Origin of the sequence: Entomohabitans teleogrylli (genome assembly GCF_001484765.1) — a bacterium.
Lineage (GTDB): Bacteria > Pseudomonadota > Gammaproteobacteria > Enterobacterales > Enterobacteriaceae > Entomohabitans > Entomohabitans teleogrylli.
The window spans coordinates 36,867-53,147 of record NZ_LLXO01000018.1 but is presented as its reverse complement, the minus strand read 5'-3'; the positions used below and the strand labels follow the sequence as shown (position 1 = coordinate 53,147).

At 56.7% G+C, this 16,281-nt stretch carries 14 protein-coding genes; 7 read left to right on the top strand and 7 right to left on the bottom strand.

Going from position 1 to position 16,281, the window contains the following annotated elements; translation table 11 throughout:
- The first annotated feature begins 106 nt into the window (after positions 1 to 106).
- Together nlpD and rpoS are read left to right on the top strand one after the other, a co-directional pair.
- Positions 107 to 1,243: a murein hydrolase activator NlpD gene (gene nlpD, locus AQ981_RS19780; protein ID WP_058913482.1), complete on the top strand. Its 1,137-nt coding sequence runs from the start codon at positions 107 to 109 to the stop codon at positions 1,241 to 1,243.
- Between the two features lie 61 nt (positions 1,244 to 1,304).
- Positions 1,305 to 2,297: an RNA polymerase sigma factor RpoS gene (rpoS, locus tag AQ981_RS19775; RefSeq protein WP_058913481.1), complete on the top strand. Its 993-nt coding sequence runs from the start codon at positions 1,305 to 1,307 to the stop codon at positions 2,295 to 2,297.
- A 129-nt stretch (positions 2,298 to 2,426) separates the two neighbouring features.
- Here the strand turns inward: rpoS and AQ981_RS19770 are convergent, their stop codons facing one another.
- A complete protein-coding gene (locus AQ981_RS19770; protein ID WP_058913480.1) occupies positions 2,427 to 2,834 on the bottom strand; it encodes a MarR family winged helix-turn-helix transcriptional regulator in 408 nt (135 codons plus the stop codon).
- 199 nt (positions 2,835 to 3,033) lie between these two features.
- Here AQ981_RS19770 and AQ981_RS19765 point away from each other — a divergent pair, with 199 nt between their 5' ends.
- Genes AQ981_RS19765 through AQ981_RS19755 form a run of 3 tightly spaced genes read left to right on the top strand, consistent with a single transcriptional unit; the run spans position 3,034 to position 5,320 of the window.
- On the top strand, positions 3,034 to 3,627 hold the full coding sequence (locus tag AQ981_RS19765; protein WP_058913479.1) for a non-oxidative hydroxyarylic acid decarboxylases subunit B: 594 nt from the start codon (positions 3,034 to 3,036) through the stop codon (positions 3,625 to 3,627).
- A gap of 14 nt (positions 3,628 to 3,641) precedes the next feature.
- On the top strand, positions 3,642 to 5,069 hold the full coding sequence (locus AQ981_RS19760; RefSeq protein ID WP_058913478.1) for a non-oxidative hydroxyarylic acid decarboxylases subunit C: 1,428 nt from the start codon (positions 3,642 to 3,644) through the stop codon (positions 5,067 to 5,069).
- Between the two features lie 14 nt (positions 5,070 to 5,083).
- On the top strand, positions 5,084 to 5,320 hold the full coding sequence (locus AQ981_RS19755) for a non-oxidative hydroxyarylic acid decarboxylases subunit D (RefSeq protein WP_058913477.1): 237 nt from the start codon (positions 5,084 to 5,086) through the stop codon (positions 5,318 to 5,320).
- Positions 5,321 to 5,427: 107 nt separating this feature from the next.
- Here AQ981_RS19755 and AQ981_RS19750 read toward each other — a convergent pair whose 3' ends face one another.
- From AQ981_RS19750 to ltnD, 5 genes are all read right to left on the bottom strand, one after another.
- On the bottom strand, positions 5,428 to 6,792 hold the full coding sequence (locus tag AQ981_RS19750) for a GntP family transporter (protein ID WP_058913476.1): 1,365 nt from the start codon (positions 6,790 to 6,792) through the stop codon (positions 5,428 to 5,430).
- An 88-nt stretch (positions 6,793 to 6,880) separates the two neighbouring features.
- Entirely contained in the window at positions 6,881 to 7,657 is a 777-nt protein-coding gene (locus tag AQ981_RS19745; RefSeq protein WP_058913475.1) for an HPr family phosphocarrier protein, read from the bottom strand.
- A gap of 4 nt (positions 7,658 to 7,661) precedes the next feature.
- The gene (otnC, locus tag AQ981_RS19740) at positions 7,662 to 8,300 is read right to left on the bottom strand and encodes a 3-oxo-tetronate 4-phosphate decarboxylase (RefSeq protein ID WP_058913474.1); all 639 of its coding nucleotides are present in this window, start codon (positions 8,298 to 8,300) and stop codon (positions 7,662 to 7,664) included.
- Complete coding sequence (otnK, locus tag AQ981_RS19735; RefSeq protein WP_058913473.1) at positions 8,297 to 9,565, bottom strand: 3-oxo-tetronate kinase; 1,269 nt, start codon at positions 9,563 to 9,565, stop codon at positions 8,297 to 8,299. The genes otnC and otnK overlap by 4 nt, the downstream gene beginning before the upstream one ends.
- The gene (gene ltnD / locus AQ981_RS19730; RefSeq protein ID WP_058913472.1) at positions 9,565 to 10,485 is read right to left on the bottom strand and encodes an L-threonate dehydrogenase; all 921 of its coding nucleotides are present in this window, start codon (positions 10,483 to 10,485) and stop codon (positions 9,565 to 9,567) included. The genes otnK and ltnD overlap by 1 nt, the downstream gene beginning before the upstream one ends.
- 207 nt (positions 10,486 to 10,692) lie before the next feature.
- On the opposite strand from ltnD, the gene ygbI reads away from it, so the two are divergent.
- Positions 10,693 to 11,475, top strand: coding sequence for a DNA-binding transcriptional repressor YgbI (gene ygbI, locus AQ981_RS19725; protein ID WP_058913471.1), 783 nt, complete (start codon positions 10,693 to 10,695; stop codon positions 11,473 to 11,475).
- 379 nt (positions 11,476 to 11,854) lie between these two features.
- Here the strand turns inward: ygbI and mutS are convergent, their stop codons facing one another.
- Complete coding sequence (gene mutS / locus AQ981_RS19720) at positions 11,855 to 14,413, bottom strand: DNA mismatch repair protein MutS (RefSeq protein ID WP_058913470.1); 2,559 nt, start codon at positions 14,411 to 14,413, stop codon at positions 11,855 to 11,857.
- Between the two features lie 1,027 nt (positions 14,414 to 15,440).
- On the opposite strand from mutS, the gene AQ981_RS19710 reads away from it, so the two are divergent.
- The gene (locus tag AQ981_RS19710) at positions 15,441 to 16,070 is read left to right on the top strand and encodes a phosphatase PAP2 family protein (RefSeq protein ID WP_058913468.1); all 630 of its coding nucleotides are present in this window, start codon (positions 15,441 to 15,443) and stop codon (positions 16,068 to 16,070) included.
- Positions 16,071 to 16,281 lie beyond the last annotated feature (211 nt).

Sequence of the window (16,281 nt, the reverse complement as noted above, 5' to 3'; positions counted from 1 at the left end):
TGGTATTTTTATGCGGATTTCAGCGTATGGTAGCTGGGCCCGGTTGGGACGGCGCCGGCAACTACTGCGTGTGTGGTTACAGTGATTATTTATTTTTGGGGGAACCATGAGCGCGGGAAGCACAACATTCACATTACGCCGGGTTGCGGCACTGTCGCTGGTGAGTCTGTGGCTGGCCGGCTGCTCCGGCAATAATAATCAGGCGCCGATCAGTAGCGTCGGCGGCGGCAACGGATCGGCAACCAGTGGCGGTTCCGGCGGCGGTATGCTCATCACCCCGCCGCAGCCCATGTCCGGCGGTACCGCGCAGAGCGCGCCGCAGGTTCAGCAGGCTCCGCAAATTCAGCCGGTACCGTCGGCGCAGCCGGTGGCTCCGTCTCCGGCGCTGCAGCACGATCCGGTGCAGGTTCAGAATGGTCGCATTGTCTATAACCGCAAGTATGACAATATTCCTAAGGGCAGCTACACCGGCGGCAGCACGTATACCGTGCAGCACGGCGATACGCTGTTCTATATCGCCTGGATCACCGGCAACGATTTTCGGGATCTGGCGCAGCGCAACAGTATCCCCGAACCGTATAGTTTGACCGTTGGTCAGACGTTACAACTGGGGGCGAACCAGAACACGGCACAGGCCGCCGCACCGGTGACCACGCCAGTCACTCCCGCGCCTGCGCCTGCACAAAAATCCTCCACGACGGTTGCGTCCCAACCGGTAATTACGTATTCTGAGGATTCAGGTGAACAAAGTGCTAACAAAATGTTGCCTAATAATAAGAGCGCCGGGACTACGGTCACAGCGCCAGTGACGGCTCCGACAGTTAGCTCTACAGTATCCACCACCAGTTCTTCGTCAGGTGGCGATGCGGCGGTTTCCGCGTGGCGCTGGCCGACGGAGGGCAAGGTTATCGAGAACTTCTCCTCCTCTGAAGGGGGGAATAAAGGGATCGATATCGCAGGCAGTAAAGGGCAGTCTATCGTCGCCACCGCAAATGGTCGCGTCGTTTACGCCGGTAATGCGCTGCGAGGTTACGGTAATCTTATTATCATTAAACATAATGATGATTACCTGAGCGCCTACGCCCATAACGACACGATGCTGGTCCGGGAACAACAGGAAGTTAAGGCGGGGCAAAAGATCGCTACCATGGGTAGCACCGGAACCAGTTCAACACGCTTGCATTTTGAAATTCGTTACAAGGGGAAATCCGTCAACCCGCTGCAGTATTTACCGCAGCGATAAACCGGCAAAGTACGCTTAGTTTCAGGTGCTTTGCCCAGGGATCACGGGTAGGAGCCACCTTATGAGTCAGAATACGCTGAAAGTTCATGAAGTAAGTGAAGACGCGGAATATGATGAGAACGGAGTAGAGGTTTTCGACGAGAAAGCCTTCAGTGAAGAGGAACCCAGTGATAACGACCAGGCTGAAGAAGAGCTGTTGTCGCAGGGAGCCACACAGCGTGTCCTGGATGCAACCCAGCTATATCTGGGGGAGATAGGTTACTCCCCACTGCTGACGGCAGAGGAAGAAGTTTACTTCGCTCGTCGCGCCCTGCGCGGGGATATCGCTTCCCGACGTCGGATGATTGAAAGTAACCTGCGTCTGGTGGTAAAAATTGCCCGGCGTTACAGCAATCGCGGTCTGGCGCTGCTGGACCTGATTGAAGAGGGTAACCTGGGGCTGATTCGCGCCGTTGAGAAATTCGACCCGGAACGCGGGTTCCGTTTTTCAACTTACGCCACATGGTGGATTCGCCAGACCATTGAGCGCGCCATCATGAATCAGACCCGGACGATCCGTCTGCCGATTCACATTGTGAAGGAGCTGAATGTCTATCTGCGTACGGCGCGCGAGCTGTCCCATAAGCTCGATCACGAACCCAGCGCGGAAGAGATTGCTGAACAGCTCGATAAGCCGGTTGATGACGTCAGTCGTATGCTGCGTCTCAATGAGCGCATTACTGCAGTAGACACCCCGCTGGGTGGTGACTCTGAAAAAGCGCTGCTGGATATTCTGGCCGACGAAAAAGACAATGGTCCGGAAGACACCACGCAAGACGATGACATGAAACAGAGCATCGTTAAATGGTTGTTCGAACTGAACGCCAAACAGCGTGAGGTGCTGGCGCGCCGCTTTGGCCTGCTGGGCTACGAGGCGGCCACGCTGGAAGATGTGGGGCGTGAAATCGGTCTGACGCGCGAGCGCGTGCGCCAGATTCAGGTTGAAGGTCTGCGTCGTCTGCGGGAGATTCTGCAGGTCCAGGGGCTAAATATCGAAGCGCTGTTCCGCGATTAAACCGTCTTAAAACAAATAAAAGCCAGTCAGATTTTAAATACGCTGACTGGTTTTTTTTATTTCCATTTCCGGCGTCGGAAAGACGCTTTGTCTTATTCCAGCTTCTACAGCGCTAATTCAGCGCCATCCTTACTCATCGATCATCTTGCGAATCAGACGGGTAAATTCGGCGCGTTCTGCCGCGCTCAGTTGCCCGAGAAAAGCGTCGTCCACGGCATTACCCTTTGGCCATGAGCTTTCCAGCAGCGCCTTGCCCTGGGCGGTGAGGTAGACAAACCGACGCCTTTTATCGTGAGGATCGCTTTCCCGGCGCACCAGACCGCGTTTTTCCATTCGACTGAGCATTTCCGCCAGCGTGGCCTTGGTACTGACCGCCACTTCTGTCAACAGTACCTGCTCAATACCCGGATTCTCTGCGACAGCGCGTATAACGGCATACTGGGGCTTTGTCAGATCCTGCAATGCCTGCTGCCAGCGTGCGGTGTGCTGCTGGAACAGATGACGCAGCAGGTGAAAGGTTTCATTGCGTAATTCCATTCGGTTTCGAACTCTCGCGATTCAGCGTTTCAGACCGCCCACATGATATTGCCGAACCTTCCCGGGGATAAGTTGTTTTTACAGAAAATTGCACTTTTTGTGCCAGTCGCTGGCCACTGTAGTGATGCGCGACTTGCCATTTTCCCGGTGAAGGATATATTGTTCGTATACGAACGATGTATCGACCAGGGGGTAAGCGATGCGTTTGATTGTGGGTATCACCGGTGCCACGGGCGCCCCGCTGGGGGTTGCTCTGTTGCAGGCGCTGAAAGAATTTCCCGGCGTTGAAACCCATCTGGTGATGTCGAAATGGGCAAAAACCACCATTGAGCTGGAAACCTCCCTTAGCGTGCGCGAGGTCGCGGCGCTGGCTGACGTGGTCCATCACCCGGCGGACCAGGCGGCGACTATCTCATCCGGCTCGTTTCGCACTGACGGCATGATCGTTATCCCCTGTAGTATGAAAACCCTGGCGGGGATCCGCGCTGGCTATGCCGACGGCCTGGTAGGGCGCGCCGCCGATGTGGTGTTGAAAGAAGGCCGCAAACTGGTGCTGGTGCCGCGTGAAACCCCGCTCAGCACCATTCATCTGGAAAATATGCTGGCGCTGTCGCGGATGGGCGTGGCGATGGTGCCGCCCATGCCGGCGTATTACAACCACCCGCAAACCATTGACGATGTTACTCAGCACATTGTGGTGCGGGTTCTTGACCAGTTTGGTCTGGACCCCCGCAACGCCCGGCGCTGGGAAGGTATTCAGACGGCAAGGTCAACACAGGAACCTGCCAGATAAACGGAGATAACACGATGGCTTTTGACGATCTGCGCGGCTTTTTGTCTGCGCTGGAACAGCAGGGACAACTGCTGAGAATCACTGAAGAGGTGCAGGCTGAGCCTGACCTAGCCGCGGCGGCGAACGCTTGCGGGCGTATCGGCGATGGCGCTCCGGCGCTGTGGTTTGACAATATTCGCGGTTTTACCGATGCCCGGGTGGTAATGAATACCATCGGCTCCTGGCAGAACCACGCGATTTCGCTCGGGCTACCGCGTAATACGCCGGTTAAACAGCAGATAGATGCGTTTATACAGCGCTGGGATACTTTCCCGGTAGCGCCTGAGCGGCGCGCCAATCCGCCGTGGGCGGAGAACAGCGTTGACGGCGAGGATATTAACCTGTTCGACATTCTGCCGCTGTTTCGCCTTAATGACGGTGATGGCGGATTCTACCTCGACAAAGCCTGTGTGGTATCGCGAGATCCCCTCGACCCGGATCACTTCGGAAAGCAGAATGTCGGCATTTACCGCATGGAGGTGAAAGGCAAACGCAAGCTGGGCCTGCAACCGGTACCGATGCACGATATCGCCCTGCATCTGCATAAAGCCGAAGAGCGCGGCGAAGACCTGCCGGTGGCCATCACTCTCGGCAACGATCCGATTATCACCCTGATGGGCGCCACGCCGCTGAAATACGATCAGTCAGAATACGAAATGGCCGGCGCGCTGCGTGAGAGTCCGTATCCGATTAGCACCGCGCCGTTGACCGGTTTTGATGTGCCCTGGGGATCGGAAGTGATCCTCGAAGGCGTAATCGAAAGCCGTAAACGTGAAATCGAAGGACCGTTTGGTGAATTTACCGGCCACTATTCCGGCGGACGCAACATGACCGTGGTGCGTATCGATAAAGTCTCCTGTCGCAGTAAACCGATTTTTGAATCGCTGTACCTGGGGATGCCGTGGACCGAGATTGACTATCTGATGGGGCCGGCGACCTGCGTCCCGCTGTATCAGCAACTGAAAGCCGAGTTCCCGGAAGTACAGGCGGTGAACGCCATGTACACCCACGGTTTGCTGGCGATCATTTCGACGAAAAAACGTTATGGCGGCTTTGCCCGCGCGGTGGGGCTACGCGCCATGACCACGCCCCACGGCCTCGGCTATGTGAAGATGGTGATCATGGTGGATGAAGATGTCGATCCGTTCGATTTGCCGCAGGTGATGTGGGCGCTCTCTTCGAAAGTGAACCCGGCCGGGGACCTGGTGCAGTTACCCAATATGTCAGTACTGGAACTCGATCCCGGCTCCAGCCCGGCAGGGATCACCGATAAGCTGATTATCGATGCTACCACGCCGGTGGCGCCGGATCTGCGTGGTCACTACAGCCAGCCGGTTAAAGATCTGCCGGAAACCCCGCAGTGGGTAGAGAAACTGACCGCCATGCTGGCTAACCGTAAATAACAGGAGCAGAGATTATGATTTGCCCACGCTGTGCTGATGAACATATTGAAGTGATGGCCACGTCTCCGGTGAAAGACGTTTGGGTGGTATATCAGTGCCAGCACTGTCTGTATACCTGGCGTAATACTGAACCGCTGCGTCGTACCAGCCGTGAGCATTACCCGCAGGCATTCCGTATGACGCAGCAAGACATTGACGATGCGCCGGAGGTGCCAACCGTACCGCCGCTGCTGGCACAAAATCAGCGCTGAACCCGTGGGTCTGGCTTGCCCGGGCCTTCCGTTAATAACAAAGCCCCAAAAGCATGCTTTTGGGGCTTTTCAGTATATTACGGGAATTCATTCCCGCGTTTTGTTGGTTACAGCATGGCCCAGATAATCCACGTCAACGCAAAGCCGACCAGGCCGAGAATGGTGGTCAACAGCGTCCAGGTTTTCAGACCATCGGCCACCGACAGACCCAGATAGCGGGTGACAATCCAGAAGCCGGAGTCGTTGATGTGCGATGCCCCCAGACCGCCGAAACAGGCTGCCAGCGTAACCAGAACGCGCTGGATTTCGCTCAGCCCGGAAACGGCGTCCGCCAGCAGGCCCGCGGTGGTGAGGATAGCTACGGTGGCGGATCCCTGAGAGGCGCGCAGGGCGATAGAGATAATGAACGCGGCGGGCAACAGCGGCAGGCCGATATCGTTGAGCGTAGCGGAAAGCGCTTTGCCGACGCCGGATTCCACCAGTACTTTACCGAATACCCCGCCAGCGCCGGTAACCAGAATGACCACCGCCGCAGCAGGCAATGCCGAGCCCATGATGTCGCTGGTGTGCTGCAGACTCCAGCCGCGGCGCATCGCCAGCAGCCAGAACGCCAGTCCCAGCGCCACCATCAGGGCGAACATCGGGGAGCCAATAAGCTGCAGAACGCCGGCGTATTGATGATCGGCAGGGAATACCGTGGCGGATACGGTGCCGGCCATGATGATAGCAATCGGGATCACGATCAGCGCGGTAATCAGACCGGCGCCGGGAGGATTAATCTTGTCGGTGAGCGGCGCCGGGTTATCGCTACCTGCCGGAGAGAGCTGAACCTGCTCCAGCACCTCAACGGAGAGCTGATAACTGCGGCGATTAAGGGAGCGGGCGACATAGTAGCCGACAATCCCCACCGGAATGGACACCGCCATCCCGATGATGGTCAGCCAGCCGATATCCGCGTTGAGCAGACCCGCGGCGGCCACCGGACCCGGGTGCGGCGGCAGCGCCACGTGTACGGTCAGCATTACGGCGCCGATTGGCAGGCCGAATTTGAGCGGCGACACTTTGGCGACGCGGGCGAAGCCGTAAATGATCGGCGCCAGAATAATAAATCCGACGTCAAAGAAGACCGGGATTCCGAGGATAAAGGCGGAAATGGTCAGCGCTGAGACGGTACGCGCCGACCCCAGTTTGTTAGTGAAGAACTTTGCCAGGGATTCGGCGCCGCCGGAATGCTCAATCATACGGCCGAGCATGGCGCCCAGGCCGATAATGATGGTGATGGAACCGAGCACCCCGCCCATGCCGGCGGTCATCACTTTGACCACCTCACCGGCCGGAATTCCGCTGGCCAGGGCGACCAGTAAACTGACGACCAGTAGTGCGATAAAGGGCTGCACTTTGGCTTTGATCACCAGTACTAACAGCAGGAGCACCCCGATAACGGCAATGCTGAGTAAAGCGAGTGTAGACATGTGAAAACCTTTTTTCAGGGCATAAGTAGGGTGTCTTCGCCTCCCGGGCAAAGATCGTTATTTACTAAATTTGTTTTAAATTAGTGAATTAGCGATAAGGTGCCAGCCAGGACAGTCCCGCCGTCGTTTCACCGCGCGGTTTGTACTCGCAGCCAATCCAGCCGTCATAGCCGACCTCATCAAATAACCGGAACAGCCAGGGATAGTTAATCTCCCCGTCGTCAGGTTCGTTGCGATCGGGCAGTGAGGCGATCTGGACGTGACCGTAGCGCCCGGCATATTCACGGATCAGATGCTGCAGGTTGCCGTCCACCAGTTGGGCGTGGAAGGTATCCAACTGGAAGAACACATTATCGCGTGCCACATCATCGACAATGGCGATGGCCTGATACTGGCTGGAGAACAGATAGTCGGGCTTCACTCCCGGGCTGAGGGCCTCTACCATCACGCGGCGCTGGTGCGGGGCGAATTTATCCGCCGCATAACGCAGGTTAGCGATAAACGTCTCCCGGCAGGCGGCGGGGTCGGCGCCCTGCGGCACTACGCCGGCCATGACGTGGACCTGCCGGCAGTCAAGGGCCAGCGCGTATTCCAGCGCCATGTCGATATCGCGGCGGGCCTCTTCTTCCCGCCCCGGCAGCGCTGACAACCCCCATTCGCCGGCGGCGGTATCGCCGGGCTGGGTGTTGAACAGCGCCAGGGTGAGTTGATGGCGCCTGAGTTCGCCGGCGATTTGCTCAGCGGGATACTCGTAGGGAAACAAAAACTCCACGGCGCGAAATCCGGCTTGCGCTGCGGCGGCAAAACGCTCGATGAACGGCAGTTCAGTGAACATCATCGACAGATTGGCAGCAAAACGAGGCATAGGTTTATCTCCTGAGTACTGCAATTTCTTCTGCGGTTAAATAGCGAATCGGTCTGTCACCGAGGATAAAAATCAATTTGGCGGTCTCTTCCAGCTCTTCGAGATTGTTCGCCGCTTCCTGCAGACTGGAACCGCAGACCACCGGACCGTGGTTGGCCAGCAGAAATGCTGAATGTTCCGCAGCCCGCGCCGCCAGCTCTGTGGCGATACGTTCATCGCCGGGCCGGTAGTAGGGAATCACCGGCACATCCCCCATCCTCATTACCACATAAGGCGTGAAGGGGCGGATTGCGTTATCGGTATCCAGTCCTTCCAGGCAGGAAAGGGCGGTAGACCAGGCGCTGTGCAGGTGCACCACCGCTTTACAAGCCGGGTTATGGCGGTAAAGCGCCAGATGGAACTTGACCTCTTTAGAGGGCTTATCGCCGCTCAGCCACTCACCCTGAAGTGTCACTTTCGACAGTTGTTCCGCCTGCAGATTACCGAGGCAGGAGCCGGTCGGCGTGGCCAGCAGATTGCCGTCCGGCAGCAGCAGGGACAGATTGCCCGCTGAGCCGGTGGCATAGCCGCGCTGGAAGAAAGAAGCGGCTATGCGCACCATCTCTTCTCGCAAAGACTGCTCTTCTTTTGCGAATGTATTCATGCAGGGAACTCCGTCTGGGCGCGGGAAAAGAAGGCTTCATCGCCAAAGTTGCCGGATTTCAGCGCCAGTGAGACATCGCTGGCAATGGCTTTCACCCACGGCACGCCCGGGGAGATACAGGGACCAATGTGGAAACCGTGAATACCGAGGCTCTGGGCGACCACGCCGGAGGTTTCGCCGCCGGCGACAATAAAGCGGGTGATACCGGCTCCGGCCAGCCGCGTGGTGATGGCGGCAAATAGCTGTTCCACCGCGTGGCTCGCCTGCTGCGCTCCCCACTGGCGCTGGATAGCCGCCAGGCTCCCGGCATCAGCGGTAGCGTACAGTAGCGGAGCCAGCTGGGCGGTGGGCTGTTGTAGCACCCACTGCGCCAGCTCGTCGGCATACTGGCTGCGGGATTCGCTCTCCAGGCAGCGGGCGACATCGATACTTTGCGCCGGCGCCTGCTGACGGTAATGCGCCACCTGGCGATTGGTCATTAGCGAGCAGGAGCCGGAAAGGACCACCGCGCGTCCGGAAGAAGGATATCCGGCCCGGGTAGCGGGTTCGCTCTCTTTACCCTGCGGCGCATGCTGGCGCGCCAGGCCGATAGCCAGTCCCGAGCCGCCAGTGACCAACGCCATATCGCGCAGCGCTTCGCCCTGCACCTCCAGGTGGCGTTCGCTGAGGGCATCCAGTACTGCATAACGGAAACCCTGCTCCTGAAGCTGAGCAATCGCTTCGCGAACCGCGTCGGCGCCGCGATCCAGTACCTGCGAGGCAATCACGCCGCAACGTCCGGTCGACTGGGCTTCCACCAGCCGCGGCAGGTAGCTGTCGGTCATTGGATTGACCGGGTGGTTGCGCATCCCTGATTCCGCGAGCAACTGGTTGAGCACGAACAGATAGCCCTGGTAAACGGTACGTCCATTGACTGGCAGCGCCGGCGAAAAAATGGTGAATGTGGTCCCCAACGCCTCCATCAGCGCATCGGTTACCGGACCAATATTGCCCTGCGGCGTGCTGTCGAAGGTGGAGCAGTATTTAAAGTAGATCTGCTGACACTGGCGCTGTTGCAGCCAGCGCAGAGCGGCAAGAGAATCGGCGATCGCTTCCTCGGCCGGGCAGGAGCGCGACTTCAGGCTGATCACCACCGCGCTGGCGTCTGCCGTGACGCTGTCATCGGGAACGCCGTTAAGCTGAATGGTTGAGATGCCATTTTCCACCAGGAAGCTGGCAATGTCGGTTGCGCCGGTAAAATCGTCGGCAATGACGCCCAGTAACATTACGCTTTCTCCTCTGGCTTATCGCCCGGCAGGCTGATGCCGGAAAAAATTTTGATCACCGCGCTGTCGTCCAGCTTGCCGTAGCCGGCATTGCTGGCGCTGGTGAACATATTGAATGCCGTGGAAGCCAGCGGCAGCGGGAAGTGCAGCGCTTTTGCCGTATCGGCTACCAGACCGAGATCCTTAACGAAAATGTCTACCGCTGAATGGGGGGTATAGTCGCCGTCCACCACGTGGCGCATGCGGTTTTCAAACATCCATGAGTTACCGGCGGCATTGGTGACCACGTCATACATTACATCCAGCGGAATGCCGGCCCGGGCGGCCAGCGCCATCGCTTCGGCGCCGGCGGCGATATGAACGCCAGCCAGTAGCTGGTGGACAATTTTCACCGTCGATCCCAGCCCGATTTCACTGCCAATGCGGTAAACCTTACCGGCGACAGCGTCGAGTACTGGCCCGAGGCCCTGAAAAGCGATATCGCTTCCGGAGGCCATTACGGTCATTTCACCGGCCGCGGCTTTCACCGCACCGCCTGATACCGGCGCATCAAGCATTTCCAGACCGTAAGCCGCCAGTCCGGAGGCGATTTCCTGGGCGTCTGCGGCGGAAATCGTCGAGGAGACCATCACTGGCGTGCCAGGGCGGAGTTTTTCCGCGACGCCGCCGTTACCGAACAGTACCTGCTTCACCTGAGCGGCGTTAACCACCAGGATCACCAGCGCGTCCAGCTTGTCGGCAAATTCCCGGGCGCTGGCGGCGGTACCCTGAGCGCCATCAGCCTGTAGCGCGGACAGCGCCTGTTGGTTGAGATCGGCGCCCCAGGTGGCTAACCCTGCGCGAATACAGGATCGGGCAGCCCCCATACCCATTGAGCCAAGTCCGATAACACCGACATTGAAACTAGCGTGTGTTGCCATGGTACTTACTCCTGTGAAATTAAGTTGGAAATTGTTCTATAATGTGAATATAGCCGGTTTGTTGTGCGCCTTTGGTGCTCTTGTTCACATAAATTAACATTTACTGTGATTTATTGTGAATGTGAACAGATGAATTTGGCCAGCGGCACTACGCCTTATCCGGTTAAATAGCGTAGAATTTCCCCGGAACAAAGGAAGGAGAACACGTTGATACCGGTAGAACGTCGACAAACTATTCTCGATATGGTGGCTGAGCGCGGGATCGTCAGTATTAATGAACTGACGGAACGGATGAATGTTTCCCATATGACTATCCGGCGCGACTTGCAAAAGCTCGAGCAGCAGGGGGCCGTGGTGCTGGTCTCCGGCGGTGTACAACTGCCCGGCCGCCTGGCGCACGAGCCTTCGCGCCAGGACAAAACCACCATGGCTGAACCGCAGAAAGCGGCGATTGGCCGTCTGGCGGCTTCCAGAGTTCAGCCGGAAAGCTGCATCTATCTGGATGCCGGTACCACCGCGCTGGCGCTGGCCCAGCACCTGACAGATTATGAGCAACTGACGGTGGTCACTAATGACTTTGTCATCGCAAATTTTCTGCTGGATAACAGCAATTGCACAATTATTCACACCGGAGGCACGGTCTGCCGGGAAAACCGCTCCTGTGTAGGGGAAGCGGCAGCCCAGGCGTTGCGCCATTTACTGATCGATCAGGCGTTTATTTCCGCCTCTTCCTGGAGTATGCGCGGTATTTCGACGCCGGCGGAAGATAAAGTGGCGGTGAAGCGGGCTATCGCCGCCGCCAGCCGCCAGCGTGTACTGCTGTGTGACTCCACCAAATACGGCCAGGTGGCGACCTGGCTGGCGCTACCGATGGATGCGTTCGATATGGTGATTACCGATACCGGCCTACCGGAAGGCGCCTGTAAGGCACTGGCGAAAGCGGATATCCCCCTGTTGCTGGCCGAGTGGGCCGGGACCGTTAGCGCCTGAACCGGCGCTGTTCTGGCCTGACGCTGTGCGCAACCAGTGCTGGCCGGGGGCCGCTGTTTCCCAACGCCTTCGATGTGCGCTGTGACCACTGTGGTGGTGAAAAGTGACATTCGCTCTGTTTTATCGACAACTTTTGTCCGAAGAGGTGCTGTTCAGTACACCTGCCGGGTTTAGTGCGATGACGTACTGGAAAACCTCTGCCGACAGCGGTAAGTTTTCCGTTCTTCGACCAGCGCTCCAGGGCGCGCCAGCGCCGGATGATGGTATTCCTCATCGCTCGGGCAGGGTTTGCCGTGGGAGCTGAAAGGTTCGCCGCAAAGGGGCGTGCCGCAGTAAAAAGCCCCGTCATCGGGTGATGAGGGGGCTCCGGCGCCAGGGGCTATACCAGGCTCTTTAAGCGGTAAATCCACTCCAGCGCCTGGCGCGGCGACAGGGAGTCGGGATCCAGCGCTTCAAGCGCCTCCACGGCCGGGCTGGCCTCTTCCTGTACCAGCAGCGACATTTGAGTACCGTCTACCTGGCTGGCGGCAGCATTACCGGAAATACTCTCCAGCTCGCGTAACTTCTGGCGCGCGCGTTTGATGACATCTTTTGGCACACCGGCAAGCGCCGCTACTGCCAGTCCATAACTTTTACTGGCCGCTCCGTCCTGCACGCTGTGCATGAAAGCGATGGTATCGCCGTGCTCCAGAGCATCAAGGTGCACATTAGCGACGCCTTCCATTTTCTCTGGCAGATTGGTGAGTTCAAAGTAGTGGGTGGCGAAGAGCGTCAGCGCCTTAATCCGGTTCGCCAGGCTTTCCGCACAGGCCCAGGCCAGCGAAAGCCCGTCGTAGGTTGAGGTGCCGCGGCCGATTTCATCCATCAGCACCAGGCTATGGGCGGTGGCGTTGTGCAGAATGTTGGCGGTTTCGGTCATCTCGACCATAAACGTAGAGCGCCCGGAGGCTAAATCATCCGCCGCGCCGACGCGGGTGAATATACGGTCTATCGGGCCGATTTCCGCCTGCTGCGCCGGAACAAAGCTGCCGATATAGGCCATTAGTACAATCAGCGCCGCCTGACGCATATAAGTACTTTTACCCCCCATGTTGGGCCCGGTAATGATCAGCATACGGCGCTGTGGAGAGAGGCTGAGCGGATTGGCGATAAACGGCTCGCTCAGTACCTGTTCCACTACCGGATGGCGACCGCCGGTGATGTTGACGCCGGGTTTGTCGCTCAGGGAAGGGCAGACATAATTCAGGGTGTAGGCCCGTTCGGCCAGATTCGCCAGAACATCAAGTTCAGCCAGCGCCGCGGCACTGCGTTGCAGGTCGGCCAGGTGCGGCAGAAGCAGATCGAACAGTTCGTCGTAGAGCTGTTTTTCCAGCGCCAGCGCTTTGCCTTTTGAGGTCAGAACCTTGTCCTCATACTCTTTCAGTTCCGGAATGATGTAGCGCTCGGCGTTTTTCAGGGTCTGGCGACGCACGTAATTCATCGGCACCAGGTGGCTCTGGCCGCGACTGACCTGAATATAGTATCCGTGGACCGCATTAAAACCGACTTTCAGGGTATCAAGCCCCAGTTTTTCACGTTCGCGAATTTCCAGACGGTCCAGATAGTCAGTAGCGCCATCCGCCAGCGCGCGCCATTCGTCAAGCTCTTCGTTATAGCCAGGGGCGATCACGCCGCCATCGCGCACCAGCACCGGCGGGGATTCAATCACTGCCCGCTCGAGCAGTTCACGTAGCTCAATGAACTCACCCATATTTTCCCGCAGCGCCTGTACTGATGGCGTCGCAATGCCTTCAAGCTGTGCCCTGAGTTCAGGTAATTGCTGGAAGGCGTGGCGCATACGCGCCAGATCGCGCGGGCGCGCGGTGCGCAGCGCCAGGCGGGCCAGAATACGCTCCAGATCGCCGATCTGCCTTAGCACTGGTTGCAACTCGGCGGTATAGTCCTGCAGGGCGCAGATGGCCTGCTGGCGCTGTTGCAGCGTTTGCCGATCGCGGATTGGCATATGTAACCAGCGCTTCAGCATACGACTGCCCATTGGAGTGACAGTACAGTCGAGTACTGAGGCCAGGGTATTTTCCACTCCGCCGGAGAGGTTCTGGGTGATCTCCAGGTTACGGCGCGTCGCAGCGTCCATAATAATGCCGTCCTGCTGGCGCTCCATGGTGACAGAGCGAATATGCGGCAGGGCTGTCCGCTGAGTGTCTTTTACATATTGCAGCAGGCAGCCTGCGGCGCACAGCCCGCGGGCAGCGTTTTCGACCCCAAAACCGGTCAGATCGCGAGTGCCGAACTGCAGGTTAAGTTGCTGGCGTGCGGTGTCGATTTCAAATTCCCATAGCGGCCGGCGACGCAGACCGCGTCGCCCTTCGATCAGGCGCATGTCGGTAAAATCTTCTGCGTACAACAATTCGGCAGGATTCGTGCGCTGCAGCTCTGCCGCCATTGTGTCGCTGTCTTCCGGTTCGGTAAGTCGGAAACGCCCGGAGCTGATGTCGAGAGTGGCATAGCCGTAGCCCCTGGCGTCTTTCCAGATGGCGGCCAGCAGATTGTCCTGGCGCTCCTGAAGCAGCGCTTCGTCGCTGATGGTGCCGGGGGTGACGATACGCACTACTTTGCGTTCCACGGGGCCTTTGGTGGTGGCCGGATCGCCGATCTGCTCACAGATGGCTACCGACTCCCCGAGGTTGACCAGCTTTGCCAGGTAGTTTTCCACTGCGTGATGGGGCACGCCCGCCATGGGGATCGGCTCACCGGCAGAGGCGCCGCGTTTGGTCAGGGAGATATCCAGCAACTGAGATGCGCGCTTAGCGTCGTCATAGAACAGTTCATAAAAATCGCCCATGCGATAAAACAGCAGAATTTCCGGGTGCTGGGCCTTAAGACGCAGGTATTGCTGCATCATGGGGGTATGGGCATCTAAATTATCAGTTGTGCTCATGCGTTGTGTTCTGTTCAGTTGATTCGGGGCGGTTCATGTGACATCACCGGCACGATCAGCGTACCGGCGTCGCCCTGAGATGCGGAGTTTGCAGCTTGATAATGCTGCGCCACCGTTCCCTGTGAAACCGCAGGACCCGGAGATACTAAAACAGATTCAGCGAAAAATCAGGGAGAAGTTGCTGACAGGTCTGGTTTTTGCGAGACAGGCTGTGGGAGCGGCGTTAACCCAGGGCCTGATTACCAGCAACAATGACCCTTATCACTGCTACGAGGAAAGGTATCTGTGGCCTGGTATCAGGATGCCTTTTATTTTCGGAAAAAGTAATAGCTTGTTTTCAAACTATTCCGCGCTAACTCTGGTTTAATAGTGTCCGACAATGAATAGCGATTGATTACCCCCAGACGCGTGGCAATTTGTTGTCATTATGCATCGGCATTAGGACGAATATCCTGACGGGTATAATTACTTAGGTAGATAATCAACACGGGAAATAAGATTTCTCTGAGATGTCATATACCAGCTACCGGGATTTGTTGATGGATGGTTTTGCTGGCGATGCGGGTGCAATTCAGATTGATGTTTTTTAACGTATGGCTTCTTAGCGATTAAACATTGCCAGGGCGAGGGTTAGTTTTATTTAATGCTGCTTATACTGGTTTTTCTGGGGTTTTATATGACGCTAAGTGAAATGTCGGTGTTCTTGGTGGACAGTCTGTTTTGCTCCAGAGGGAGACTTACCGTATAACATAATACCGCTCGCTGTAAGCGGGTGGTGAAAGGTATGTGCCAGGATATAAGGATTTTCCTATACGAAAACCACCAATACCAGGTATATACATTATACAGTCCAGGCGTAGACGGATTTTTCTGTCTATACTGTTGTGCTGTCATTTGTTTATCGATAATAACAAAAGATAAAAATATAACTATCAATGACTTAATTGGTTGCGCTGCAAAGCGTACATGGATGAAATAAAGAAAGGGTATTCATTATGTGGCTTATCAGGCAGGGGAAAGTGGAGTTATGAACTGGACTTGGGTGACGTTTCTGGGTGACAGTACGCTGCTTCTACCTGCGTCATTAATCGTGTTCGCCGTTTTGTTGCTAAGCGACCAGAGCCGTCGTATCGCGCTGAGCTGGGCGATGGTATTTGGCGCGACAGGTCTGGTGGTCAGCGTCTCTAAACTGCTTTTTATGGGCTGGGGTATTGGCAGTCGCGAGCTGGATTTTACTGGCTTCAGCGGTCATACCGCGCTTTCCACGGTGTTCTGGCCTGTCTTCCTGTGGGTGGTTTGCTGCCGCTTTAGCTCTGGTGTTCAAAAAGTCGCCGTTGTAGCGGGATATCTTGTTGCCGCTCTGGTGGGCTACTCGCGCCTGATGGTTAATGCGCATTCGCAGTCAGAGGTGATTCTGGGATGGGGGATTGGCGCGCTGGCAAGCGTAGCTTTCTTCCTGCTACAACGCAGGTATCCTGCAGTTGTGCTAATCGGTTATGAGAAGTTAACGGTGCTGTTGGTTGTGCCGGTGCTACTGTTCAATACCGGAATGAAGGCACCGACCCAGAGTTTGCTGGAAAGTTTTGCTGTGACGCTGGGGAATCTGGAAAAACCGTACACACGCGCAGACTTGCATCGTGGCCTGCTGTCGTTATGAGGGCTGCATGTGACTGTGAGTAATCAGATAATCCCTGAGAAAAGCCATAGAGATATTTATTATATAGATTAATGTTAATTAATCAGGTAAGTATTTCATTACATTAATATCACACCGTTATTATAGTGATATACGTGGTTTGACTATCGGTTATATAAATGAGATAGCGCTATTTTTTTAGCCACCCATCAGGCAGATAACACTTTGAAAA